The following is a 25,048-nucleotide window of genomic DNA, read 5'->3' on the forward strand; positions in this document are numbered from 1 at the left end:
AGTAAGTTTAATCTACTCAATTACATAATTCAAAAGAATTGCTGGTCTTTATATATCTTTTCTGTTCAATTTTCAAAGATCAATGTGCTTCTTTACCGAAGCGACTTTGTAAGTATATCATCTGTTTTCTTAGTTGTCAACAAGTTTTTTTCATTCTTGTTTTGAACTTTTGAAACTTTATTCCTTGCAGTAAGTATTTATTTTTCTGTGCCGCTAAGTAACTTTTATAGAATAACATCTATGCTAACATTGTATATTTAAATATCCTCCCTTTATAAGAAATTAGAATCCATATAATCATTATACCTATCTATTTCTTTAACATTGTAGTAAGGATACACTAGGTATAGTTTCCACATTACTATTGTTACTTTATACTATTATCTCTTATTTTTCACATAATTATACCTATTATATTGAACGCCTTTTAAGATTCAACTGCACTTAAAGCTAATTCCAAGACTATATATCGCTATTTATTGCAAAATAAGGTGGTGTTTTAAATTAAAACACCACCTTAAAACACATTCTATTATAATTATTACTATTACTTCTACTATAACTCATATTAAATACTAAATTACAACTTTCTAATTTTCCATTACCTCAAATATTCTTTTACCTACTTGAAACATTAAGAAAGAAATAAATAAGTTAGTTATTATTATTCCTATATACACTGAGTATTTGCCTAGATATGACAAGGTGCCTGATATAAAAACAGTGATAATTATAGTTGGTACAAGATATATAATTAAAGAAAAGAAATGCAAGAATCCCCTTAAAATATCATCTAACTTTCTAAATATAACAGTGTTAAAAGCATTCCCTGCATTATTCAAAAGAATAAAGCTTTCAGCAGCTATAAATCCTAATACTATCTCTAATATAGATCCTCTTAATAAAACCGCTAATACTATATATGCTATAAACAAGTCTAAGCCTGATTTATATAAAGAAGATATCATAGCTGAAAATAATTTCTTGCTACTAGAATCTGGGATTAAATAAATATAATGATTTTCTGTCTCTTGAAGCCATTTTCCACCTAAGGATGCAAAGAGTAATAATACGCCAAGTCCCCATGTATAAATTAAGATAATAGGAAGTTCACTACTCTTTTTAAAGATTAACCCTACAAAAATAGATGATGCTAATATAATTAATGATAAAATGTTAAATACGTGGAAGATACCTGTTCTTCTGTACTCCAACATATGTCTATCAAAAATAGCCAAAGAAAATTCTCTTTTAAAATTCACTTTCATCTTTTTCTTAATGAACCTATACTTTTTATTACTATTCCTTTCTCTTAAAGCTTCTTTTTGTGTAGACTTATTTCTTAAAGAAGTTGCTAATTCTAACTTTTGAGCGCCTTCTATAGCATTTTCATAAAAATAAATTTCATGATTATATATGTAGTATATAATGCCACCGCTTAATGCTAATAAAGCCACTACACTTATAAAGAAGTAAATACTTAAACCTTCAAATATAATCATAATAAATGTATCCATCCATCCTACTATAGGAATGTATCTCCAAAAGTCATTTGAAAAGTATCCAACCAAGTTATTTACTATTTGAGAAGTATCCTTTATACATATATAAATTGTTGGAATAAGTATACTTATGATAAGGGCCATAATTATCTTATTCTTATTATGATATATACCTTCATATTTAAATGATATATAAAAGAATAAAAGTCCAATTATCTTACAAACAAATATAATAAGTATATACATAAATATAAGTAACACACCTTGTGATATTGAAATTTTTGTCATTCTCACTAGGTTAGGTAATTGGTATAATAGAAAAAACACAGATAATAATGTGCTACCCGATGTTCTGATTAACCCATATATTAATACCTTTTGAGGCTTAAAAGGGGCTGTGAATATTAAATTTACATCACTCATTGAAAAGTTTAGGCCTATCTTTTTTGAAAGGCCACTATTTATATTAACCAAAAGCGTTATTAATATAATTGAATTAACTAAAATGAATATAACGTTAGCATCCATTTCAGTACTGCTAGACCCTTTATTTCCGAAAATAATAGAAGCAATTATAAATATAATAAGTACACTGTACAATATTAATGCTAATGGCTTTCGTATTGCCTTTTTTATGAAGTTCTTTATATTACATTTTATTAAATATAAAAGTGATTTCATATTATTCCCCCATTATCTCAAAGAATATTTCTTCAAGCTTTTCACCGTCTTTTAATTCACATCGGTTTTTAGAGAAGATACCTTTACCCTTTTTCATTATGAGTATCCTATCCCAAAGTCCTTCCATGGAATCAAGTAAATGGGTAGAAACTAAAAGTGATGCTCCATTATCTCGGAGTTCCTTCATTATTATTTTAACTTCTTTTATAGCCATAGGATCAAGACCTATCATAGGCTCATCAAACAATATTATCTTAGGCTTATGCAAAATAGCGCAACATATTGATACCTTTTGTTGCATTCCTTTTGAAAGTTCTCCTCCGAGCTTATCTCTTTTATCATCAAGATTAAGAAGTTTAAGAAGATTTTCCATATACTCCTCATAATCTTTAAGTCCATAAGCTTTAGCAATATAATGTAGATGCTCCTCAATTGTTAAAAGGGGGAAGAGGGCTGGCATCTCTGGTATATATCCTAGTATAGATTTCGCTTCTACACTTTTATTATTAAATCCATCTAATAAAATTTCGCCTTCATAATTTAAAAGTGCTGCTATAGCCTTTATAGTCGTGCTTTTACCTGCTCCATTCGGGCCTACTAAAACTGCAATCTCGCCCTTATTTACCAGTAAGTCCAAGTTGTCCACAGCAACTTCTTTGTGATATTTTTTAGTGAGTCCTCTTACTTCAATCAACTCATCATCCCCTAAAAATTAATATAATAAATTATATCACATTAAGACTTTAAATTTATTACATTACGGTTACATATACTTTATCGATACTTTTAATAAAGCTCTTTATTTATCTTAAAAAAGCTTATATGATCTTTCCACTGTCCATTTATATATAAGTAATCTTTATTTAATCCAATTTCCTGAAATCCTGAAGATTTAAGAACTGCTCTTGATCTATAATTATCTACTAAGGTGGAGGCTTCTATTCTATGAAGTTCCATGTCCCTAAATGCATAGTTTATTACTTTAACTACAGATTCTTTCATAAACCCTCTTCCTTCAAATTCTTTATCTATAGAGTAGCCTAAAAATGCACTTTTAAATATACCTTGAACAATGTTAGAAAGCTGTATCTTTCCTATAAAGGAACCTTCATTATAAATTCCAAGCGACAAGGATGTTCCATTTAAATATTGCTTATAGCTATCTATTAATATACCTTTTTGAACCTCTTTTGTATAAAAACTTTGATCCTTTAAATGTTCAAATCTTTTTAGATGTTCCTTGTTTCTAATGTTATAATCTAGCACATCCTTATAGTCTTCAGGTGTTAGTAATTTTAATATAACCCTTTTTCCCTTTAACATGAATATATTTTTAGATATTTGATTTATGTAACTATAAGAATTTATACCAAAGATGAATTCATCCTTAATTTTAGTGTTAGTTGTAGTTTTGTTTTGTAGTATCCCTTCTAATGTAAACCCCAGATCTACAAATGGCTTTGGATTAACATCTTCATTTATAATTATATTTAACTTATGCACATCATCCGACTTTAAAAAGAACTCTAAGATAAGCTTTAAAGATCTTAGTAATAAGGATTCCATTTCTTCTTTGTAAAAGTTTAACCTTATAATGCATGTCTTATTTGATAAGCTTTTATCTATTATAAAAAATCTGCCTAAACTTATACCTATATTATCTTTTATAATGTATTCTTCTTTAAAATTAACCTTTTCTATGATTACCATTTCTTTATCATTCATATTTTCAACCCCTTATCTTGTAAAACATCTTTAGTTTCTTTGTGTACTAAAACTAAAAATATGATAGATATTAATAAACTTAGTGGGATTAAATAAAAAGCTATTCTAGTTCCTAAATTATCATTGGCTATTCCAATTAATAGGTTTAACACCATGTTTATACTGGTAGCAAAGGTTATAATTACACCAGTTATATAAGAACTATTACCCTTAAAAACCTTGCTTAAAGTTCCTACTATGGTTGGGAATGCTATGGAAAGAAATAATCCTGCAATTGAAATAACCCCTACACCCTTTTCTCCAAGTAAAATACCTACTATATATATAATAAGCCCTATAATAAGGGATTTAAGAACTACATCTATATATCCAAACTTTTCTACTACAAATCCTCCAAGAAGCCTCCCCACTGTAAATACTGCAAAAAACATTGAAATATATATTGAACTTTTATTTTCGTTAAAATTAAAACTGGTTTCCATATAATTAACAAACCAATTACCTGTACCAACCTCCGCGAAAATATAAAACCCTAAAGCTAATATGTAGAATATAACCACCTTATTTGATAAAGCTTTAGTTAAAGATATGCTAGCTTCTTTTTCTTCATTATGTATATCTGGAATTTTAATAAACCGTGCAGCTATTAACATTAGTCCATATGCCATGGCTACAGCAAGGTATATACTTCTGAAGCTTACTCCTTTAAACATTAACTTTCCTGACCCCCACTGACCTAGAGATGATCCTAGTCCATAAGAAAAATGTACTAAGTTCATTATTAACGTCTGCATTGATATAAACATTATAGGAACTATAGTATTTATAGCTATACTTGTAAGGGCTAATCCAGAATTTATTAATACCATCCCTATTATAAATACTTTGTAATCTTTACTAAAAGATAATATTACTAAAGATAATATCATAACTAAAATTCCTATATTAATTACTTTTCTTTGTCCTATCTTTTCTGAAAGTGCTCCTCCTAAATAAGTGAAGGCTATATATCCTATTGACCCCATTGTGAGCATAAAACCTATTTTAGTATCATTTACAGAAAAGTTTTCTTTAAAGCTTGGTATAAAAACCCCCCTAGTATTTTCCGACACCGCAGCTAGTATCATAATCATAAACATAAAAATTAATGCTGTTATATTATTATTTCTATTTCTTTTATACACGACCCCACCTCATTCATTGTATTGTCTATACAGATATAAATATATATTAAATTTTAGGTGAATTCAATTATCTAATGTTAAATTATTGTAATAAAAAAGCAATTAGTTTAAACTAATTGCCTTTTTATTATATATTATATTACTTTGCTGCATTGGCTGCTATGTGGATAGCATCCCATACTCCTGCAAAAGGTGGTGCATAACATAAATCTAACATACCAAGCTCTTTAGTTGTCATGTTATTATGAATAGCTGCTGCAAATACATCCATCCTTAATGCTACTCCCTTTTCTCCTACAATTTGTACTCCTAATATTCTTTTATCCTTTTTCTCGTATACAAGCTTAATATAAAGAGGTGTAGAATTAGGATAATATCCAGGATGAGTGTTTGCTTTTACAAAAACCGTTTCATAGTCATATCCATAAGATTTAGCTTCTGCTTCAGTAATACCAGTTCTAGCTACATCTATGTCTAAAATCTTAATAGCTGAACTACCTAGTGTTCCAACATACCTTTCATGAGACCCTGTTACATTTTCACCTATTAATCTACCCATTTTATTTGCTGTGGTTGCTAATGCTATATAGACATTCTTTTCTAGCAATTTATGATATATTTCAGCGCAATCTCCTGCTGCATATATATCTCTTATATTAGTCATGCCTTCTCTATCTATAATAACAGAACCTTTTATTCCAAGGTTGATTCCAGATCCTTTAAGAAACTCAGTATTTGGAATTACACCTATCGCAATTATAACCATATCAGCATCGTAAGTACCCTTATCAGTTTTCACAGAAGATACGGATGTTTCTCCTATTAATTCCTCTACATTTTCCCCATAGTTCATTTTTACATGATTTCTCTTTAATTCCTCTTCTACCTTTTCACTTATCTCTTCGTCAAAGTTCGACAACATCCTATGGTTTTTCTCTATTATCCTTACATTTTTATTTAAATAGACCATGCTTTCAGCAATTTCCATGCTTATATATCCGCCGCCTACAATTACAACATTTTTAACCTGATCTTTATTTGCTATTTCTTTCATTTCTATAGCATCTTCAATAGTCTTTAATGTAAATACATTTTTAATATCTGCATTTTTAATTTTAGGCTTTATTGGGCTAGCTCCCGTTGCAATGAGTAACTTATCAAAGCTTTCTTCAAACTCCCTATTATTATCTAAGTCTCTTATTTTAACTACCTTTTCCATGCTATCTATACTTAAAACCTCATGCCTTAACTTAACCTTTATACCAGACTCTTGAAATTCCTCTGGAGTTCTTGCAATTAACTTTTTATAATCATCATTTAGACCTGATACAAAGTATGGCAACCCACATGCACCATAGGATACGAAATTACCCTTTTCAAAAACTACTATTTCCATATTAGGATCTACTCTTTTAGCCTTTGAAGCAGCACTCATTCCAGCAGCTACTCCTCCTATTACTACTAATTTACTCATTAGATCACCTCTTCTATTTTAATATAGTTATATATATTATACAGGTTACCCTATAACAATTCATCTTTATTACTATTAAATATTTATTATTAATAATAAATTCATATACTATTAAATGTTTCAAAAATCACCATCTATGTTGATATTTCATATATAATGTGATTATATTATTTTATAAGTTTTTTTTAGAAAGGATTACGATTATGAATAAACAAAATATAAATAAGATAAAATTATTCCTTATGGGCCTTGAAAATAGATTTTCAGAAAATAAAAGTATCTTTAAATCTCTACACATTAACTTTAAGGATGGACTTAAAGAATTTAAAGGTATAGGTACCTATGAAGAAGGTAATATAAAATATAACTTTTCAGGTAAAACACAAATATTATCAATAAGTTCTTTATTTAATGAGCTTTGTGAGGATCTTTCTAAATATGATTCAGTAACCATATCCTATATAGAAAGAGGCTCTCATATATTAATCACTGGTGACAATAAAAATGTAAAAATGACAAACAAAGAGGTAAATGAAGAAGAATCCTTAAATAATGACAATTCACAAGAAGGAAACTTAGGTCATATAAATGAAACCTCTACATTACTAAACAGAGATTACTATATAAAGGTTGGAAAAGCTGATGACCTTTTAAAAGAAATAGGAATCATGACTAAAGATGGTAAAATTAAAAATGATAAAATTAGGAAATATAATCAAATAGATCGATACGTAGAACTGCTAGAAGGAATATTAGACACCTTACCAGAAGACAATACAATAAATATTTTAGATTGTGGATGTGGTAAGTCTTATCTTACCTTTGTTTTAAACTACTACTTAACAGAGGTTAAAAAAAGAAAATGTTTCTTTATTGGACTTGACTATTCAAAAGGGGTTATTGAATCCTCAAAAGCTATGGCTGACCATCTAGGTTATAGAAATATGAAATTTATAGCATCTGATATAAAGGATTATGTACCTGACAGAAACATTAATGTAGTTATATCATTGCATGCCTGTGATACTGCTACAGATATGGCTTTAGCTTTTGGAATAAGAGTAAAATCAGATGTAATAATTGCTGTTCCTTGTTGTCATAGAGAGCTATTAAATCAGTATAGCTATGAACCCTTTAAACACATTTTAAAATATGGCCTATTAAAATCTAGAATGGCAGATGTGCTAACAGATGGCATGAGGTCCATGTTCCTTGAGGCAAAAGGCTATGATGTTTCTGTAGTAGAATATATATCACCACTAGAAACACCTAAAAACTTAATGATAAGAGCCTTAAAGACCGGAGACGAAAGGCAAAGTATTATGGACGATTACGAAAGTCTCATGAAATCACTAGGTGCAAAGCCAGCCCTTTTTAAAATGACAAATGAATCCTGGCTTAGTGACTAAATGTTATATACTAAAAGATTTAGCCTTTTACTTATCAAATTAACCTTGGGGGATATAATAAATGAGAAGATTTAATTTTAAAAACAGAATAATAACACTAACTATCCTAGCTGTAATATTTACATCTCTAGGATTTTATGGTGCCTATAAGCTTTGGGCAGCCCCTAAAAAGGAAACCAAGCAATGGGTAGTGCCCAATTTAAAGGACACCTCTCACAAATTTTTCACAGAGGAAGCCTTAATACAAAATATAGTACAAAAACAAGAAATGATAACCACTGAAGTAGAACTAAATCAGAAGACATCTATCGACGATAGTTGGGGAAGTGCTATGACATTCAAAAAGATTCAACACATATATTTTTATGGAAGAGGCATATTTGTAGTTAACCTTTCAAATATAACTAAAGATTCTATCTCTATAAATGGAAATAAATTAACTCTAACCGTACCTAAACCTTATATAAAGTCAATAAATATTGATGAAGAAAAAACTATATATGAGACTCCAGAAAAAGGAATATTCAGATTTGGAGAGGTAAAACTAACCCCTGAAGAATATGAAGTAATGATGACTGAAGCCAAAAATGGCATGAAAGAAAAATTATCTTCAGGAGAAATTTATGAGGATGCTGTGAAAAATTCAGAAGTATCCATATCTAAATTTGTACAATCTCTTTTTTCAGAAGATACTAAGAATAATTATATAATAAACGTAAAATTTGAAGAATAATATAGCAGCCTTTTCTAAACCAAATGGTTAGATTAGGCTGCTTTTATATTTCAAAATATTTTTGTGAGTCTTAGAATAACTATTTTATCATATCTTTTATAACCTCTCCTGCTATTATCATACCTGCAACAGGTGGTACAAAAGATATACTCCCTGGGACTTGCCTTTTACCTGCCCACATCTTAGATGAATCTCTTTCAGATACAGATTCCTTTTTATCTATTATAGATTCATCCACTGCTGGCTTTAACACCTCTTCTACTGAATATACTACCTTAAGGTGCTTAACGCCCTTTCTTCTAAGTTCTTTTCTCATAACTCTACATAATGGACAAATCTTTGTATCATATATATCAGCTACCTTAAATTCTGTTGGATCTAATTTATTTCCTGTCCCCATAGAACTTATTAGCTTTTTATTATTATTTTCACACCAAATAGCAACTTGGATTTTAGATGTTATGCTATCTATGGCATCTATAACATAATCCACGTCTTTTGTTATTATCTTATCCATATTATTAGAATCTATATATGTTCTAAGTGCCGTAACTTCACAATCTGGATTAATTTCAAGTATTCTTTCTTTCATTACATCAACTTTAGACCTTCCTACGGTTTTATAAGTTGCATGTATCTGCCTATTTAAATTTGTAATGCATATAATATCATCATCTACAAGTACAAGCTTTCCGACTCCGCCTCTTACAAGAGCTTCAACAGCAAAACTTCCTACTCCTCCTATACCTAAAATCACTACCTTTTTATTTTTAATCTTGTTTAAAGATTCTTCTCCAATTAAAAGCTCTGTCCTTGACATTGAATGTTTTGCCATGTTCTTATCCCCTTTAAAAATCTATTAAAAGTTTAGTTAAAACCTTATTAAAATCAAAAACATCTAAGCTTTAAGTTATATTTAAAGCTTAGATACCTTTTTATTATATTATAGTGAAACTAAATTTACTACAGTATATCTATCTTTAGTTCACAAATACTTAAATCTGCCTTATAATCATAATATATAAAATTTATAAATTGATGGAGGGTATAATATGACAATAGGAATAATAGCAGCAATGAGCGAAGAGCTTGAAATATTATTAAAGGACATGAACCTTTCAAGTAAGGTATGTAAGGCAAATATGGAATTTAATTATGGTACTATCTTCGGAAACAAGGTTGTAGCTGTAGTATGTGGAATAGGTAAGGTAAACTCTGCAATATGTGCTCAAATATTAATTACATATTATAATGTAGATAAAATAATTAATGTTGGTATTGCTGGAGGAATTGGGGAAGATATTTATCCTGGAGATATAGTGATTGGAGACTCCTTAGTACAACATGATGTTGATACCACAATGTTTGGAGATAGAATAGGCCAAATTCCAAGACTAGATACCTTTGACTTTAAATGCGACAAAGGTTTAGTGAACTTAGCTCATGAATCCTCAAAGGAAATAACAAATCACAAAACATTTATAGGAAGAATCGTAAGCGGAGACCAATTTATTGCTGACACTAAAAAGATACTTTGGCTAAAAGAAGAGTTTGGAGCCCTTGCCTGCGAGATGGAAGGCGCTAGTATAGCTCATGTATGCTACCTAAATTCTATTCCCTTCGTAGTAATAAGATCTATTTCAGATAATGCAAATAATGGAGCCCAGATGGATTATGAAAAGTTTAAACTTATAGCCGTAGAAAACTCTACAAATATGTTAAAACAAATAATAAAGTCTTTATAACAAAGGCTTACAAATAAATTTAAAACCTGCCTTATAAAAAGATACCCTATAGAGTACATTTTTATCAAATACACTCTATAGGGTATCTTATCTATTTAATAATATATTATTATTTAAAATATAATATGTGCTATTATTGATACTACTGGTAATGTAATAAGAGTTCTTTCTATAAATATTATAAATAACTCTTTAAAGTTTACAGGTATCTTTGACCCAAGTAAAAGTCCACCCACCTCTGACATATATATAAGCTGTGTTACGGATACAGCTGCAATTATAAATCTAGTCATATCACTTTGAATAGTAGCCGCTAATACTGAAGGTAAAAACATATCTGCAAATCCTACTATAAGAGTTTGAGATGCTGCTGTAGCCTCTGGTATTTGTAAGAGCTTTAAAACTGGTATAAAGGGCATACCTAACCATTGAAATATAGGAGTATACTCTGCTATTATAAGTGCAATTGTTCCAAATGCCATTACCATAGGTGTTACACCAATCCACATATCTAAAACATTTTTAGCTCCATCCACAAAAAATTTCTTTGGGCTGTTATTTTGTCCAGCTCTATCTACAGCCTTTTCTAATCCCCATTTAAATGAAGTATATCCTTTTGGTATTTCTTCACTACCATTATTATTTACCCCGCCATAATAATTATCAGATTTTCTTGATAGTGGTGGTATCCGAGGAGTTATTATAGCAGCCACTACCCCTGCAAGAGTTACTGTTAAATAAAAGGGTAGAAATAAATGTGCTAAATTAACTTGAGCTATAACAACTAAACTAAAAGTTATAGATACTGCTGAAAAGCTTGTACCTATTACAGCCGCTTCTCTTTCTGAATAGTATCCTTCTTCATATTGTTTGCTTGTAAGAAGTACTCCTATAGTTCCATCCCCAAGCCATGATGTTATACAATCTATAGCAGATCTCCCTGGTAAAGAGAAAATTGGTCTCATAACCTTAGTAAGTAAAGACCCAAAAAACTCTAGTAATCCAAAATCTAAAATAAGTGGAAGTAATAGTCCTGCAAATAAAAATACTGAAAATAAAATTGGGAGCAAACTATAAAGTAATAACCCTCCCGTATTTTCTGACCACAAAAATTCAGGTCCTATCTTAAAGTATGATGATATAACTAAAATACCACCCAATATCCTTGCTATAGTCCAGATAATATCTACATCAAAAAGACCTTTTAGATAAGCATTTTCTTTTATGCTCTTAGGTTTAAATATTTTTGTAACTAATGTGCCTATAAGACTAATAACTATTAACCCTAAAGTTATAGCCGGTAATATCTCTGATAACTTATTCATTATAACCTTAGCAAAAAAAGCTACAGGTATAGTAATTTCACCACCTAAATTTAAAGGTGTCATAAATAATATTATCCCCATTATTGAGGGTATTAAAAATTTAAAATAGCTGCTCTTGTTTGAACTTACTGGGGTTTTGCTTTCCATTATCTCTCTCCTTTTATAATTTATAGTTCCATTTGATAATTTTAATTTACTAACAAATGATAATGCATAATTATAAAAAAATCAACCTATTTATGTATAAATATTCATTGCCAGTTGTTATAATACCTAATAACCTTAATTTATTTTGAAATAATTCACCTTTTATAAATAATGGATTATAATTTTAAAGTTTTAAAATTATAATCCATCTTATTAAATGTTAAGTTACGTTTGATCTAATGATATTAAAACCGAATCAAACAAATTAATATTACACCTTTTATCTTGCCAGTGATTGCAATTAGAGCAGCTTTTGCTATTTTCTAATCCCATATTAGATTCTACATTACTTATTGTAGCTTCGTACCCAGGACAACAATTTGCTACATGCATCATTTGCATCATATTACTCATTAAGAGTCTCCTTTCTTCTTTAAGACTTAAACCTCTTCAAAAGATAACCAATAAATATAACAGTAAATTTAAATCTTTAACTTGTTATCTTTTAAACTCCACAGGCTTAATTATTGTTAATCATATTTTTTATAGGATCATATAAGCCTTTAAAGCACTTACCTCTAACAAAGTTAGAACAATTATCGCAGCTAGGAGAAAGGTGTCCTCCCATGCTCATAAGAGATAATCCATATCTTGGTTCATAACCAGGGCAATTTTCACCGATAACACTTTTAAGTTCATCTTTTCTCATAACAACACCTCTATAAAAGTAATGTGAATATTTCTATCTTACCCATATTAAAATTTTATATGTATATAGAAAACATCTATTTAATGCTAACCAAAAATAGCTCCTTGTAGTTAAATAGATTTAGATCATGTATTAATTCTTAACTATAACTATAAATATAAATATGAATATAAAAATAGAGGAAATAAATATGTCTTAGACATGCTTATTTCCTCTGAACACTTTAATGCATTTATTTAAAGGTTTTTATCTTTCATTTAATAACTTGTCCTTTGAATTAATCTTCCATTAAAATCATGGTACCATTAAATAATTAAATATGAAACATGGCTATATTTTTTTATTTTTATCATCTTTGAATACAAATAATTCTAGAACATGATTTATTAAAATTAAGATAATATATATATACTCTTATATTATGATAGGTATTTCAAATGGTTCTTATTATATATTTGTCTTGTAAAGGCCTTTTCAAAGTTTATTTTGAATATATCAAAGTTTCATTTTGAGTTTCTTTGTCAACTAAATATATTTGCATATCATTTATATCAACATCTTCAGGATTATATAATAGATTCCCAGCATAGAATTGAACATATTTCGAATCCTTATTATAATCATAATCTTTTAATTCGCCTAGTTCTTTAGGTGGAAAAGCTATTAAAGCTTTAAGTTCGTATGCATTAATATAGTTTCCTGATATTAGCTTTAAATTATATTTTTCTCTAATATCATAGGTATCTGAATTTTTTGTATCCTCAATATAAAAATCAATTAAAGAACCAAATTCAAAGTTTCCTAAACTTTCAATTGTAAAATCTAAGCCATCCAATGAAACCTTCTTATGAATATATTCATATCCATTCGTACTTTTATTTAACGGACTTGATAATTTAAACTTTATATCTCCAGTTAATAAATATTCTATTTTTATTTGATCACTTTTTCCCTTCCTTCCTGCAATAATAAATTTTTCAACAACTTCTAATTTATCCTTAGCTATTTCTTTTGATGATATATCTTGTGAACCAAAACCAAATCTAACACCATCATTATTTTGAGGTGCTGCTGTTAGGGAAAATTCTTTTCCTTCTATATTTGAACCATCCTTTGTTGTCATATAATATTTTGTTAGCAAATAATTCCCAAAATATTTAGTATACTCTATATCAATTATATAATTACCCACTTCCTTCGTTAAAGGAAAGTTTGAGGGTTCAGTTTCAGAAGTTTTTGTACATCCTAAGAAAAAGGTAGTTATTATTACACTTAATAATATTAGTATTATATTGTCTTTCTTTTTAAACATATTAAAAATCTTCCCTCCTTAAAATTAGCATTCTCATTATTTTAACATTAACCTTACATAAAGGAAATGAGTAGATGTCTCCTTATTTCTAATACTAAAAAAGAGACTATCTTAAAATAAAGTTTTCAGATAATCTTTTGAAAGTGTTATATTAAAAACGCTGTCTTCGTGTTATTTAACGACAATCATTTATAAAATGTTTACGTTGTGGTAATATATGTTTATTAAGAGTCCTTATCTTTTTCCTATGCGGCTTGATCCAAATGATTATGGAGGCGGTATTCTTTTGTTATTTGTAATCTTTTATCAATGCATAAACGTATTAATATCAAGTATAGTTGGCACATATTTAAACAAAGGTAGTGTTAACACTATCCATTACTAATAGGGGGTATTCATATGGAGATAAAATATTCTCTTTTAAGAGAAGAATATATAAATTCTAAGTTAGAATATATTTTAAAATCTAAAGATCTTAAAAAACGCATTTTAGTAGAAAGATATACATTTCCTGTTGTAATCTTAGTAGCACTTGTTTTCCTTATATTGAAGGAAGGAATCTTTACATTCCTCATATTATATATAGTGTCAACTACATCAGATATGCTATTCACCAAAAAGGCCATTTCTAATCGACTAGAATATCAATTAAATAATGAAGTAAATGAATTCTTATTATCGATAAATGAAGCTGGACTATCAATTACTTCAACTAACTATGATATGATTTTGTATTGGTCATTATTTGATAAGGTAGTTGAATCTAGTAAATATATACATCTATATAATTCAAAAGAAATTATATCAATACCTAAAATAGCATTTGAAAATGAAGATACTAAAAATGCTTTTATAAATGAATTTAATAAACATTTAATAAAATGAATTTAAATATTAAGACAAGTTGTAATATAAAATTGTAATTACCTTTTATTTTATATTTTAATAAGTATCTTTATGAGTTCATATACACCGTAATACCATCTATCTCCTTTTTTAATCCATTCACCAGAAGATCCTGGATTGTTCTTTAAAATATTTACTATACCATTGAATGTTTTACCTATATAGTTACCAGTAATCACATCACTATAACTATAGGTTGAAGTTGGGTACTCTATTAGTACTGCTTTAGTGTTTTTTAAAGTAGAAGCCCAACTTGAAAAGAATCCTGAACTATATCCATTATTATGTCCAAATCCAAATTGACTCCCAAAGTATCTTCCAATCTCAGCATTACCTTGAGTAAAGTTCATCCAACCATGAAAATCTAAAACTATCATTTCAGTAGAAGATGAATTTATTTTTTCTAAGTAACTTTTTATAGCTTTAGCCTCTTGAGCACCCAATGAATTTGATCCAGTGTAATTTCTAGAACTATACTGTGGCGTAAAATTATAAGGAAAACATCTATTCATATCAATTCTACTAGTTACAGCACATCTACCTGGTCCATCCTTAGTTCCTCTAACAATAACTCCATCTGGATTCATACATGGAGCAATATATACAGTCCATCCGTGAAGTCCATTATTTTGTGACTTATAATCTCCAAGTCTAGTTATTAATGAGTTTGCTATATCAACTAAAGCAAGTCCATCATTATCCCAGTTATCTTCCCAGCCGTGTATCGCAAAACCAGCAAATAATACCTTACTACCATTTCCTATTTTATAAACATTTAATGGACGTCCCTTCCCACTAATTCCATACTCTTCTTTAATTGCTTGAGGGTGTGAAATAGGTGGAATTTTAATGTTAGAATCAGTAAATCCAGATACTCCTTCATATTTAACATATCCTTGTCTAACTCCAGCTGATGTTGGATATTGAACTAATGCTAATTGTTTTGTATAACCTACATCTAATACTGTTATTCTATTACCGTTGTCAACTTGCCTACCTGATACCATGTTTTTGTTTGCATCTCTTAAATATAAGAAGTCTCCTTGTAACTTAGCATTATTAGGATAGGTGAATCCTCCTTGTACTATTTCACCTGGATTTACATTTGGATAATATTTCCCCATTTTTAAAACCTCCATTAATCTTTTATTTTTTAAATTAAAAATCAAGCTTGAATTTAATCTACACCTATAAAAGAGAAGGAAATCTTAAATATGTAAAGGTTAAATAAAAATATATATTAAAATACTTTTATTTTTAGATTTATAGCTTCAATAATAAGTCTTCTATTAAAGCTAATGGAATAATTTTGTACACTAAAAAGAGAGAAAAAGCAAAAGCTTTTTCTCTCTTTTTGATTATTATCTCTTTACTAATGGTTATTTACACATTAAAACTTATTAAAGTTACCATTATAAATTACATAACCTGATTTTGTGTTCTTTCCTTTATTAGTATTGTATACTACATGAAGTCTTCCACCTTTTCTATATAAGGGTGTTGCCTTTTCAAATGGATCTAGTGATCCAAGATATAAGCCATTTTCATCGTATACTGTTTCCTTTGTTGATCCATTAGAGTATTCATCTTTATAATAATATTCAATGCAATTAGTTGCATTAGTTACATAACCTCTTTTAACTCCAGAAGCTATAGAATATTCGGCTAAGACAAGTTGTTTTTCATAGCTTACATCTAAAACTGTTATATTATCCCCTATATCTACTCTTCGACCTGGTATTATATTTCCCATGGAATCTCTTACATAAAGGAAGTCTTTTATAACCTTGGCATTGTTCTTGTAGGAAAGGTTTAATTCTTTAGATTCTTCTAATTCAGGTTTTGAATTAGATTCTAAATTACCCTCTGCATTAGTTACTGCCTTAACTATAGCCTCTGCAATATCATTACCGTTATACTTGTCCATATCTTGCCTTGAATCTACAAATGAGCATTCTACTAATACACAAGGCATAGATGTATATCTTGGAACATATAAATTTGCTGTTTTTACACCTCTATTTATATAACCTAATCTAGAAATCTCATTACAAATATTAGTTGCAAAGCCCCTTTCTAAATCTTTATTACCACTTATATAACATTCTACACCTGTTCCACCTCCAGAATTAAAGTGTATACATAGATGAAGCTTTGAACCACTATTATTTGCTTCATTTACCCTAAATGCTAGAGATTTATTTACACTATCAAATCTTTTACCCCATGGAGTGCAATCTTTAGTTAAATATCCCCTAGATCTAAGTTTATCTTGTATTAAATTCCAAACTTCTTTAGTAAGATCATCTTCTTGCCTATATCCACCACTTCCGGTATCTGGTGGTGAATTATGCCCTGCATCACCACTTATTAAAGTACCTCTATCTAAAAACATAAAAATTCTCCTTCCTATTTGAATATATAATCTATTAATCTCTATTAGCTATTTTAAAAAACTATATATACTATATAATATATACATGTGCTACTAAAATTCTCTTAAAAGTTACTATAAATAATAGTAACTTATATTAATAAGGTGAGGAGGTTTCTTTTGTGAATATTTATTTAGAACTATTTTTATGTTTTGCTAAAATTGGCGCCTTTACATTAGGTGGAGGATATGCCATGGTTCCCTTAATTGAAAAAGAGGTAGTGGATAATAAGGGTTGGCTCGATAAACAAGAATTTATAGACTCTTTAGCTTTAGCTCAATCTGCCCCCGGACCTATAGCTGTAAACACTGCTGTATTTGTAGGATATAAAAGTGCAGGGTTTTTGGGAGCTATCTGTACAACTCTTGGAGCAATTTTACCATCTTTTTTAATAATATTAATTATTGCTCTGTTTTTTAGGGATATAAAAGATAATATATATGTAGAAAAAAGCTTTAAGGCAATAAGGCCTGCAATAGTAGCTTTAATTGCTGCCCCTCTTTATAGAATGGGGAAGAATGCTGGAATAAATAAAAGAAATATAATTATACCTATTTTAGTGGCAGTTCTAATTGCATTTTTTAATATAACTCCAATACTATTCATAGTCTTAGCTGCTATAGGTGGTATAGTTTATGGAAAAGTAAAGGAGGCAAACAAATGAACTTATATCTAAAATTGTTTATCACATTTTTTAAAATAGGACTTTTTAGTTTTGGTGGCGGATATGCTATGCTTCCTTTAATAAAGCAAGAGGTTGTTATAAATAATGCATGGCTTACTTTAAGTGAATTTACAGACATAATTGCAATATCTCAGGTAACTCCTGGTCCTATTGCAATAAACAGCGCTACCTACATAGGCTATACAGCAACTAATTCACCTTTTGGTTCCTTGCTTGCTACCTTAGGAGTTTCTCTTCCTTCATTTATAATAATGATGATAATATCTATTTTCTTTGTTAAATTTAAAGATAATAAATATGTAGATTACGCTTTCAAAGGTATAAGACCTACGGTAATTGGACTTATAGCTGCAGCTGCATTATTACTTGTAAATAAAAGCATATTTATAGATTTTAAAAGTATTATATTATTTTTAGGAGTATTTATAGCTTCCTTAAAAAAAGTGGATCCTATTTTACTAATAGCTATAGTAGCTATTATAGGTATCATTATTTATTAATATAACCTCCTTATAATTTTATTATAAGGAGGTTATAATTATTTATAGGTCGTATATTTCAGTATACTTTTTATTTAAGTATTCTATAAAGTATTTAGCTGTAAGTTCTTCTCCTGTTACCATCTTTATAAGATCTGCAGGTTTATAAACGGCTCCGTGCTTATGGATATTTTCACTTAACCATTTATGAATATCCTCAAAGTTACCTTTTTCAATTTCTTCATCCATATTTGGAATATCCTTTTTCATTTTATTTAAGAATTGAGCTCCATATATATTTCCCAGGGCATAACTTGGAAAATATCCAAAGCTTCCATCAGACCAATGCATATCTTGAAGGACTCCTTCTGCATCACAGCTTGCCTCTATTCCTAAGTACTCTTTATATTTTTCATTCCAAACTCTAGGTAAATCTTCTACTTTAATCTTTCCATTTACAAGAGCCTTTTCAATTTCATATCTTATTATTACATGTAAGCTATAAGTAAGCTCATCTGCTTCTGTTCTTATAAGGGATGGTTCTACTGTATTTAAACCCTTATAAAATTCTTCAAGTGAAATTCCTTCAAATTGTGGGAATCTCTTTTTAGCTTCAGGATAAAAGTACTTCCAAAAGGACTTACTTCTTCCTATAATATTTTCATAAAATCTTGATTGAGATTCATGTATCCCCATAGATGCACCCGTACCAAGACCTGTTCCATTTAATTCATCAGGTATATCTTGCTCATAAATAGCATGTCCACCTTCATGTATTGTACTAAATAACGCACTCCTAAATTCATTTGTTAAGTATTTAGTTGTGATTCTTACATCCTTATTTCCAAAATTTATAGTAAAGGGATGTACGCTTTCATCTATTCTTCCTGCATCAAAATCATAACCTAACTTTTCTACAACAAACTTACTAAATTCTTCTTGAGACTCTTTAGAGAATTCCTTTTTAAAGAAGTCATCTCTTGGTTTTACTTTGCTATTATTTATTTTTTCTAATAGTTCAACTATACCATCCCTAAGCTCACCAAAGATATTATCTAACTTTTCAACTGTGATACTTGGCTCATAAAAATCTAATAAAGTATCATATTTATTCTTATCATATCCCCAATAATTTATAAATTCATCTTTAAAGTCTACTACCTTTTGAAGATATGGTTTGAATATTTCAAAATCTGATTTATCTTTAGCCTCTTCCCAGGCTACCTCAGATTTAGATGCAAGGATTGTATATTCTTTATGTCTATCTGATGGTATCTTTTTAGTCTTTTCATATTCCTTTTTTAAGTTTTCTATCATGGAACTTGAAATATCATCAAGACCTTCTACTCCCTCAAAATAGTCGATAAACTCTTTTACCTTATCAGAAGTTGAAAGCTTATAAGATTCCCCTGATAGATATCCTATTACTTCTGATCTAGAATCTATAGCCTTTTTTGGTATTCCAACCCTCATGTCCCAGTAAACTAGTCCAATAGCTTGATTTAAGTGTTCTAAATCAAGCATATATTCTCTTACTTCATTCAACTTTTCCCCATGTTCTTTGTTCATTTTGTTACCCCCTTTTATTTAAAGTATATTACCTTATAAAAAATATAGTGTAACATTTAAGTTACCTAACATATATTCAATAAGAATTCACCTATTCCTTCTAATCAAATGTTAGAATAGACTCTGTTTCAGTACAGTATTTTGTTATCATACACTTTCCAAGGTTTCTTGGGCATTTAAGGCACATACAATCTAGAGCTCCGCCCTCACAATTATTGTTTAGATACTCAGGACAGACCTTACAATTATTTTCTATCATATTAAAACTCCTCATATTAAAAATATAAAAATTAAAAGTTAAATACTTTCATCTTCATATTGCTTTCTATATCTCTCCATAATTTCATTTAATATATCTGCTGTGGATGGAGGTGTATATGTTATTGCATTTGCTCCTGCTTTGACGGTTTCTAAAATAGTTTGATTTGTTGGCCCACCTGTTGCCATTATAGGGAAGTTTGGATACTTTTCTCTTATATTTCTTACTATCTTTGAAGTATCTTTTCCTCCTGAAACATTTATTATTGTAGCCCCAGATTCTATCCTTGACCTTATGTCTTCATATTCTGAAACTACAGTTACAATTATAGGTATATCTATAGTATCTCTAATCTTACTTATAACCTCATTTGGAGTAGGACTATTAACAACTATCCCCATAGCTCCTTTGAATTCTGCATCTAAAGCTAAATTGACTACCTTTTTACCTGTGGTTATACCACCACCAACTCCACAAAATACTGGAACATCTGCTGCTAATAATAATGCCTGTGTTATTACTGGTTGTGGAGTAAAGGGATATACTGCAATTACTGCATCAGCGTTGGTATTTCTTATAACTGCAACATCTGTACTAAATAAAAAAGACTTCAGCCTTTTGCCAAATATCTTAATACCTGTAGCTTCCCTTATAACAGTAGGTAACTCAATCATATGATTTCTTAACTGACCTTTAATTTCAGGAACTTGTTTTTCCATGATGATTCCTCCCATACTAAAATTATATTATATGAAAACATAAACATATATAAATCTAAATTTATTTATATTAATTTATGGTAGTTTGTATATATACTATATTATATATTGTGGACAAACTTATTTAAAGTACTTTTATTAGCTATACATTATATAATATACCACTTTCTTTATTTTAGGTTAATTTTTAATTAACTATTATAATATATTTAATTAAAAATAAATATTGCTTAACGTAACCATTATAAATTATACTGTAACTAGTTATTTAATAACTTATTTTTTAGGAGGACTTATGAAAAATGAAATTTATAAATCTTACATTATATCAATAATTATATTCAGTTCTTTTATAATTTTTGGATTTATTGTGGATACGCCCTCGAACATATTTCATGGTATATTAACTATAGTAATGAATTCTGATATATTAATAACCGATTACTTAGCTCTAGGTGGTGTTGGCGCATCTTTTGTTAACGCAGGACTTTTAACCCTTATGTGTATATTCATTTTAATTAAAACGGGTATAAAGCCTAATGGATCTACTATAATGGCTATTTGGCTTATGGCTGGCTTTGGTTTCTTTGGTAAAAACATAGCTAACATATGGCCTATAATATTTGGTGTATGGCTATACTCTAAATACCAAAAGGAGCCTTTTCTAAACTATACTCTAATAGCTCTTTTAGGAACTACACTAGCACCAACTGTGGGTCAATTAACCTTTTCAGGTTATCTTCCACCAGCCTTAGGTATAATTGTAGGAATTATTATAACTACATTTATAGGATTTATATTACCTCCACTTGCTTCCCATTGTATAAAGGTACATCAAGGTTATAATTTATATAATGTGGGCTTTGCAGCAGGTATCCTTGCAACCATACTTATGTCAATCTTTAGAGCCTTTGGCATAAACTTTGAAAGTAGGTTTATCTGGTACGAGGGTATAAATCCATACATACTTACATTTCTTATAATTATATTTTCTTTTATGATTATAATTGGCTTTATCTTAAACGGAAAAAGCTTCAAAAACGTATTAGAAATCACCAAATTTCCTGGAAGATTAGTAACAGACTTTTATTTGTTATTTGAATATGCTGCATTTATAAACATGGGAATTTTAGGTCTTATATTTACCTTATATGTAGTAATCATAGGTGGTGACTTAAATGGGCCAGTTATTGCCGGTATATTTACGATTTCAGGATTTGGTGCCTTTGGGAAACATATTAAAAATACTGCTCCTGTAGTATTAGGCGCTATTCTTGCAAGCTTATTAAACATATGGGATTTAAATTCTCCACAAATGATCTTGTCCACATTATTTTCAACAACACTGGCTCCTATCGCTGGTCAATTTGGTATCCTTTATGGTATGCTAGCAGGATTTTTGCATGTTTGTACTGTAATGAATACAGGATATCTTCATGGAGGTTTAAACTTATACAATAATGGTTTAGCTGGTGGCATTGTTGCTTTAGTGCTTGTACCTATAATAAACGCTTTTAGAAAGGAGCCTACGAAATGAAACATTTAATGTATAGAAACACTAAGATTGTGAATGAACTGATGAATTATTGTTATAAGCATGGTTCACAAAACATTAATATAAATGTTATTACAAATAATCAATGTACTGAATTTCATATTAAAGCTTTTGATATAAGCTTAAGTGAAAAAGATGTATTCTTACTTGAAAAGCTACTATCAGCTAAACGGTCCCATGAGTTAGAAGAGCATTACTGGATACTAGCTGGCGACAATGATACAGATCCTGAGCTTACACTTATAGGTATAATGACAGATACCTCAAGTGTTAAATATTCAAAAAATAATATTCTAGAGATCTATCTTGAAAGACTTGGATAAAACTAAATACCTTATCACTAAAAATAACTACCTCTTAAATAATTAAAATTATTTTAAGGGTAGTTAAATTGTTTTAGTCATCTATTCTATAATTTATTTTAACTTAAATATCACTATTCTAAGAAGGTTTATAATCCATGTGTTGGATAACCTTTTTAACGATTCTCTTACCTATTTCATCTTCAGGCATCTCACATATAGCATCTTCGATTTTAGTCCAATCTAACCATTCTACCTCATCAGATTTTTCTATTTCTCCTGACTCATACTTGGCCATAAAGGTAAGCATTATTATTTCATTTGATTCTAAGTAATCACTACCTAGATATTTAACTTCTCCAACGTTTATTCCTGTTTCTTCTTTAACTTCTCTTCTTACAGTTTCCTCTACCTTTTCTCCATTTGTAACATACCCTGATACTAAAACTTTTGAATTTTTAAATATGTAACTTTGTTTTAATAAAAGTATTTTGTCATCTTTTATAACTGCTGCTATAATACAGGGAGTTGGAGTATCAAAAAACATTTTATTATCCCTTTTACAATAAGGAACTGCTCCTTCATCCCAGCTATTCCTTTCTTCTAACTTAGAGCCACAAATAGGACAAAACTTATATATCATTTAAAAATCCCCCTTAGAATTAAAATTTACAGTAATATTTCTATTTTATTATTAAGCGTTATAAAGTTCTCTCCCAATAAACAATCATACGCCATTATGTCTACTCCTTTTGACTTTGCAAGTGTTAATGAATCTGCAAAAAGTTTATCCATTTTATCATTAGGTTTAAATGCCTTAGCATTCTCCATTTGAATTAAAAAAAGCACACCTGCTCCTTTGCCTGTTTTTTTCACTTCAATTAGTTCTAATAAGTGTTTAGTTCCTCTTTCTGTAGGAGCATCAGGAAACTTAGTTATACCAAACTCTTCTAATGTAACTCCTTTTACCTCTAAAAAGTATTCTGTATGAGATACCTCATCCATAAGTTTAAAGTCAAATCTACTGTTACCAAAGGTCTTTTCTCTTTTAATATCTGTATAATTTGAAAGGTCTTTTACTCTACCATTTTTTAAAGCTTCTTCTACAACCTTATTTGGTATTTGTGAATCTATGTTAATAAGTTTATCTCCCTTATAAGCAGCTATAAGATCATATAGTGTCTTTCTTGAAGGATTAAGTTCTTCTCTTAATATAACCTCAGTTCCAGGTATAAGTATTTCTTTGCATCTACCCGTATTAGGTACGTGAACCATAAGTTCTTCTCCTTCTAATTCTACATAAGCTTGAAATCTATTTGGCCTTCTTATAAATCTTGCTGTTTTTATATTTTTATCTATAATCATATCATTCCCCTTAGTATTTCATCAAAATCAAAGGTTATCCACCGTTTATGCCATATTTATATGAAAGTTGTCCAAACTATGCACATTATCCACAGGTTTTGTCCACAGAGTTGTTAGCATATTGAATACCATGTTTTGAGTACTATATAGTTATTCCTATATTTTAGTAAAGAATTCATAGCATTTTACCTTTCACATAATTGTCTAAAATCTTATAAATTCATTTATATTTTATGGCGAAAATTTTAAAATTCTAAAATCTATATGTGGTATATAATTTGTTTTTCATTTACTATATATGTACATTTAATTATTAATTAATTTTACTTATATAGTTATATTATATAGATGTATCTTTATATTTACAAATCTAAAATTCTTAACCTTCACCATATATCTACAAAATATATTAAGTTATGCACATTGTCCACAGTATTAATCCACAGTTTTTCATATTCTTGTGGGTTATTTCATTTATAATATCAAATTTTGCATTTAGCTGTGGATTAATGTCGAAATATCAAATATAATTTACTACTAGTTAAGTTTACATTTATGGTATATTAAAACAAAAAAGCTACCTATTAAAGGTAGCTTTTTTTATTTCTGTTAGTATTTAATCTATATTAATATAGATTAAATTTAATGGTGACTCCTAGGGGAATCGAACCCCTGATACCACCGTGAAAGGGTGGTGTCTTGACCGCTTGACCAAGGAGCCAAAAAAAATAATCCGGCGACGACTTACTCTCCCACAAGGCCTCCCTTGTAGTACCATCAGCGCTTTAGTGCTTAACCATCCTGTTCGGAATGGGAAGGGGTGTTACC

25 protein-coding genes, 1 tRNA gene and 1 rRNA gene are annotated in these 25,048 nt (G+C 29.2%); 8 read left to right on the plus strand and 19 right to left on the minus strand.

What is annotated here, in order from left to right; all coding sequences use genetic code 11:
* Positions 1 to 590: 590 nt before the first annotated feature.
* The 5 genes from BD821_RS12645 to BD821_RS12665 all read right to left on the minus strand — a co-directional run bounded on the left by BD821_RS12645 (position 591) and on the right by BD821_RS12665 (position 6,566).
* A complete protein-coding gene (locus BD821_RS12645) occupies positions 591 to 2,183 on the minus strand; it encodes a putative ABC exporter domain-containing protein (protein ID WP_104410786.1) in 1,593 nt (530 codons plus the stop codon).
* A 1-nt stretch (position 2,184) separates the two neighbouring features.
* Entirely contained in the window at positions 2,185 to 2,877 is a 693-nt protein-coding gene (locus tag BD821_RS12650; protein ID WP_104410787.1) for an ABC transporter ATP-binding protein, read from the minus strand.
* 92 nt (positions 2,878 to 2,969) lie between these two features.
* Positions 2,970 to 3,908, minus strand: a complete 939-nt coding sequence (locus BD821_RS12655; protein WP_104410788.1) for a GNAT family N-acetyltransferase — start codon at positions 3,906 to 3,908, stop codon at positions 2,970 to 2,972.
* The gene (locus tag BD821_RS12660) at positions 3,905 to 5,092 is read right to left on the minus strand and encodes an MFS transporter (protein WP_104410789.1); all 1,188 of its coding nucleotides are present in this window, start codon (positions 5,090 to 5,092) and stop codon (positions 3,905 to 3,907) included. Before BD821_RS12660 ends, BD821_RS12655 begins: the two co-directional genes overlap by 4 nt.
* 139 nt (positions 5,093 to 5,231) lie before the next feature.
* Positions 5,232 to 6,566, minus strand: a complete 1,335-nt coding sequence (locus tag BD821_RS12665) for a CoA-disulfide reductase (RefSeq protein WP_104410790.1) — start codon at positions 6,564 to 6,566, stop codon at positions 5,232 to 5,234.
* A gap of 203 nt (positions 6,567 to 6,769) precedes the next feature.
* Here BD821_RS12665 and BD821_RS12670 point away from each other — a divergent pair, with 203 nt between their 5' ends.
* Complete coding sequence (locus BD821_RS12670) at positions 6,770 to 7,975, plus strand: class I SAM-dependent methyltransferase (RefSeq protein WP_104410791.1); 1,206 nt, start codon at positions 6,770 to 6,772, stop codon at positions 7,973 to 7,975.
* Between the two features lie 61 nt (positions 7,976 to 8,036).
* Complete coding sequence (locus tag BD821_RS12675) at positions 8,037 to 8,708, plus strand: DUF4230 domain-containing protein (RefSeq protein WP_104410792.1); 672 nt, start codon at positions 8,037 to 8,039, stop codon at positions 8,706 to 8,708.
* Positions 8,709 to 8,787: 79 nt separating this feature from the next.
* Here BD821_RS12675 and BD821_RS12680 read toward each other — a convergent pair whose 3' ends face one another.
* Positions 8,788 to 9,543, minus strand: a complete 756-nt coding sequence (locus BD821_RS12680; RefSeq protein WP_104410793.1) for a tRNA threonylcarbamoyladenosine dehydratase — start codon at positions 9,541 to 9,543, stop codon at positions 8,788 to 8,790.
* A gap of 217 nt (positions 9,544 to 9,760) precedes the next feature.
* Between BD821_RS12680 and BD821_RS12685 the strand changes: the two genes are divergently transcribed.
* The gene (locus BD821_RS12685; protein ID WP_104410794.1) at positions 9,761 to 10,453 is read left to right on the plus strand and encodes a 5'-methylthioadenosine/adenosylhomocysteine nucleosidase; all 693 of its coding nucleotides are present in this window, start codon (positions 9,761 to 9,763) and stop codon (positions 10,451 to 10,453) included.
* A 113-nt stretch (positions 10,454 to 10,566) separates the two neighbouring features.
* Here BD821_RS12685 and BD821_RS12690 read toward each other — a convergent pair whose 3' ends face one another.
* From BD821_RS12690 to BD821_RS12705, 4 genes are all read right to left on the minus strand, one after another.
* On the minus strand, positions 10,567 to 11,925 hold the full coding sequence (locus tag BD821_RS12690) for a YjiH family protein (protein WP_104410795.1): 1,359 nt from the start codon (positions 11,923 to 11,925) through the stop codon (positions 10,567 to 10,569).
* 225 nt (positions 11,926 to 12,150) lie between these two features.
* A complete protein-coding gene (locus tag BD821_RS12695; protein WP_104410796.1) occupies positions 12,151 to 12,339 on the minus strand; it encodes a hypothetical protein in 189 nt (62 codons plus the stop codon).
* A 106-nt stretch (positions 12,340 to 12,445) separates the two neighbouring features.
* A complete protein-coding gene (locus BD821_RS12700) occupies positions 12,446 to 12,634 on the minus strand; it encodes a hypothetical protein (protein WP_104410797.1) in 189 nt (62 codons plus the stop codon).
* A 481-nt stretch (positions 12,635 to 13,115) separates the two neighbouring features.
* Positions 13,116 to 13,946 carry a hypothetical protein gene (locus BD821_RS12705; RefSeq protein WP_104410798.1) on the minus strand — a complete coding sequence of 277 codons (831 nt, stop codon included), beginning with the start codon at positions 13,944 to 13,946 and terminating at the stop codon, positions 13,116 to 13,118.
* Between the two features lie 399 nt (positions 13,947 to 14,345).
* On the opposite strand from BD821_RS12705, the gene BD821_RS12710 reads away from it, so the two are divergent.
* The gene (locus BD821_RS12710; RefSeq protein ID WP_104410799.1) at positions 14,346 to 14,831 is read left to right on the plus strand and encodes a YcxB family protein; all 486 of its coding nucleotides are present in this window, start codon (positions 14,346 to 14,348) and stop codon (positions 14,829 to 14,831) included.
* Between the two features lie 50 nt (positions 14,832 to 14,881).
* On the opposite strand, the gene BD821_RS12715 is transcribed toward BD821_RS12710, so the two are convergent.
* Positions 14,882 to 15,976, minus strand: a complete 1,095-nt coding sequence (locus tag BD821_RS12715) for a M14 family zinc carboxypeptidase (RefSeq protein ID WP_104410800.1) — start codon at positions 15,974 to 15,976, stop codon at positions 14,882 to 14,884.
* Positions 15,977 to 16,242: 266 nt separating this feature from the next.
* Positions 16,243 to 17,247: an N-acetylmuramoyl-L-alanine amidase gene (locus BD821_RS12720; RefSeq protein WP_104410801.1), complete on the minus strand. Its 1,005-nt coding sequence runs from the start codon at positions 17,245 to 17,247 to the stop codon at positions 16,243 to 16,245.
* A 161-nt stretch (positions 17,248 to 17,408) separates the two neighbouring features.
* Between BD821_RS12720 and BD821_RS12725 the strand changes: the two genes are divergently transcribed.
* Positions 17,409 to 17,951, plus strand: coding sequence for a chromate transporter (locus tag BD821_RS12725; RefSeq protein WP_029451863.1), 543 nt, complete (start codon positions 17,409 to 17,411; stop codon positions 17,949 to 17,951).
* The gene (locus tag BD821_RS12730) at positions 17,948 to 18,472 is read left to right on the plus strand and encodes a chromate transporter (RefSeq protein ID WP_104410802.1); all 525 of its coding nucleotides are present in this window, start codon (positions 17,948 to 17,950) and stop codon (positions 18,470 to 18,472) included. The genes BD821_RS12725 and BD821_RS12730 overlap by 4 nt, the downstream gene beginning before the upstream one ends.
* Before the next feature lie 42 nt (positions 18,473 to 18,514).
* On the opposite strand, the gene BD821_RS12735 is transcribed toward BD821_RS12730, so the two are convergent.
* The 3 genes from BD821_RS12735 to BD821_RS12740 form a co-directional block, all read right to left on the minus strand.
* Positions 18,515 to 20,020 (minus strand): carboxypeptidase M32, encoded by a 1,506-nt coding sequence (locus BD821_RS12735; protein WP_104410803.1) that lies wholly within the window; start codon positions 20,018 to 20,020, stop codon positions 18,515 to 18,517.
* Positions 20,021 to 20,120: 100 nt separating this feature from the next.
* Positions 20,121 to 20,279 carry a hypothetical protein gene (locus BD821_RS13530; protein ID WP_029451860.1) on the minus strand — a complete coding sequence of 53 codons (159 nt, stop codon included), beginning with the start codon at positions 20,277 to 20,279 and terminating at the stop codon, positions 20,121 to 20,123.
* Positions 20,280 to 20,317: 38 nt separating this feature from the next.
* Positions 20,318 to 20,998 carry a beta/alpha barrel domain-containing protein gene (locus BD821_RS12740; RefSeq protein ID WP_104410804.1) on the minus strand — a complete coding sequence of 227 codons (681 nt, stop codon included), beginning with the start codon at positions 20,996 to 20,998 and terminating at the stop codon, positions 20,318 to 20,320.
* 295 nt (positions 20,999 to 21,293) lie between these two features.
* Here BD821_RS12740 and BD821_RS12745 point away from each other — a divergent pair, with 295 nt between their 5' ends.
* Positions 21,294 to 22,535 (plus strand): DUF1576 domain-containing protein, encoded by a 1,242-nt coding sequence (locus tag BD821_RS12745; RefSeq protein WP_029451858.1) that lies wholly within the window; start codon positions 21,294 to 21,296, stop codon positions 22,533 to 22,535.
* Entirely contained in the window at positions 22,532 to 22,876 is a 345-nt protein-coding gene (locus BD821_RS12750) for a hypothetical protein (RefSeq protein ID WP_104410805.1), read from the plus strand. The genes BD821_RS12745 and BD821_RS12750 overlap by 4 nt, the downstream gene beginning before the upstream one ends.
* Positions 22,877 to 22,994: 118 nt before the next feature.
* On the opposite strand, the gene BD821_RS12755 is transcribed toward BD821_RS12750, so the two are convergent.
* The 4 genes from BD821_RS12755 to rrf form a co-directional block, all read right to left on the minus strand.
* Complete coding sequence (locus tag BD821_RS12755; protein WP_104410806.1) at positions 22,995 to 23,498, minus strand: NAD(+) diphosphatase; 504 nt, start codon at positions 23,496 to 23,498, stop codon at positions 22,995 to 22,997.
* 26 nt (positions 23,499 to 23,524) lie between these two features.
* Positions 23,525 to 24,220, minus strand: coding sequence for a DNA/RNA nuclease SfsA (gene sfsA / locus BD821_RS12760; protein WP_104410807.1), 696 nt, complete (start codon positions 24,218 to 24,220; stop codon positions 23,525 to 23,527).
* A 646-nt stretch (positions 24,221 to 24,866) separates the two neighbouring features.
* A tRNA-Glu gene (locus tag BD821_RS12765) sits at positions 24,867 to 24,941 on the minus strand.
* 10 nt (positions 24,942 to 24,951) lie between these two features.
* Positions 24,952 to 25,048, minus strand: a 5S ribosomal RNA gene (rrf, locus tag BD821_RS12770); the annotation flags it as partial.

The sequence above is a fragment of the Clostridium algidicarnis DSM 15099 genome (assembly GCF_002934235.1).
Taxonomy (GTDB): domain Bacteria; phylum Bacillota; class Clostridia; order Clostridiales; family Clostridiaceae; genus Clostridium_L; species Clostridium_L algidicarnis.

Coding starts and splice junctions, on each gene's coding strand:
- BD821_RS12690 (WP_104410795.1), bottom strand. CDS start 11,925: ATGGAAAGCAAAACCCCAGTAAGTTCAAACAAGAGCAGCTATTTTAAA.
- BD821_RS12750 (WP_104410805.1), top strand. CDS start 22,532: ATGAAACATTTAATGTATAGAAACACTAAGATTGTGAATGAACTGATG.
- BD821_RS12680 (WP_104410793.1), bottom strand. CDS start 9,543: ATGGCAAAACATTCAATGTCAAGGACAGAGCTTTTAATTGGAGAAGAA.
- BD821_RS12715 (WP_104410800.1), bottom strand. CDS start 15,976: ATGGGGAAATATTATCCAAATGTAAATCCAGGTGAAATAGTACAAGGA.
- BD821_RS12730 (WP_104410802.1), top strand. CDS start 17,948: ATGAACTTATATCTAAAATTGTTTATCACATTTTTTAAAATAGGACTT.
- BD821_RS12670 (WP_104410791.1), top strand. CDS start 6,770: ATGAATAAACAAAATATAAATAAGATAAAATTATTCCTTATGGGCCTT.
- BD821_RS12720 (WP_104410801.1), bottom strand. CDS start 17,247: ATGTTTTTAGATAGAGGTACTTTAATAAGTGGTGATGCAGGGCATAAT.
- BD821_RS12700 (WP_104410797.1), bottom strand. CDS start 12,634: ATGAGAAAAGATGAACTTAAAAGTGTTATCGGTGAAAATTGCCCTGGT.
- BD821_RS12695 (WP_104410796.1), bottom strand. CDS start 12,339: ATGAGTAATATGATGCAAATGATGCATGTAGCAAATTGTTGTCCTGGG.
- sfsA (WP_104410807.1), bottom strand. CDS start 24,220: ATGATTATAGATAAAAATATAAAAACAGCAAGATTTATAAGAAGGCCA.
- BD821_RS12655 (WP_104410788.1), bottom strand. CDS start 3,908: ATGAATGATAAAGAAATGGTAATCATAGAAAAGGTTAATTTTAAAGAA.
- BD821_RS12745 (WP_029451858.1), top strand. CDS start 21,294: ATGAAAAATGAAATTTATAAATCTTACATTATATCAATAATTATATTC.
- BD821_RS12710 (WP_104410799.1), top strand. CDS start 14,346: ATGGAGATAAAATATTCTCTTTTAAGAGAAGAATATATAAATTCTAAG.
- BD821_RS12645 (WP_104410786.1), bottom strand. CDS start 2,183: ATGAAATCACTTTTATATTTAATAAAATGTAATATAAAGAACTTCATA.
- BD821_RS13530 (WP_029451860.1), bottom strand. CDS start 20,279: ATGATAGAAAATAATTGTAAGGTCTGTCCTGAGTATCTAAACAATAAT.
- BD821_RS12705 (WP_104410798.1), bottom strand. CDS start 13,946: ATGTTTAAAAAGAAAGACAATATAATACTAATATTATTAAGTGTAATA.
- BD821_RS12675 (WP_104410792.1), top strand. CDS start 8,037: ATGAGAAGATTTAATTTTAAAAACAGAATAATAACACTAACTATCCTA.
- BD821_RS12740 (WP_104410804.1), bottom strand. CDS start 20,998: ATGGAAAAACAAGTTCCTGAAATTAAAGGTCAGTTAAGAAATCATATG.
- BD821_RS12735 (WP_104410803.1), bottom strand. CDS start 20,020: ATGAACAAAGAACATGGGGAAAAGTTGAATGAAGTAAGAGAATATATG.
- BD821_RS12665 (WP_104410790.1), bottom strand. CDS start 6,566: ATGAGTAAATTAGTAGTAATAGGAGGAGTAGCTGCTGGAATGAGTGCT.
- BD821_RS12755 (WP_104410806.1), bottom strand. CDS start 23,498: ATGATATATAAGTTTTGTCCTATTTGTGGCTCTAAGTTAGAAGAAAGG.
- BD821_RS12685 (WP_104410794.1), top strand. CDS start 9,761: ATGACAATAGGAATAATAGCAGCAATGAGCGAAGAGCTTGAAATATTA.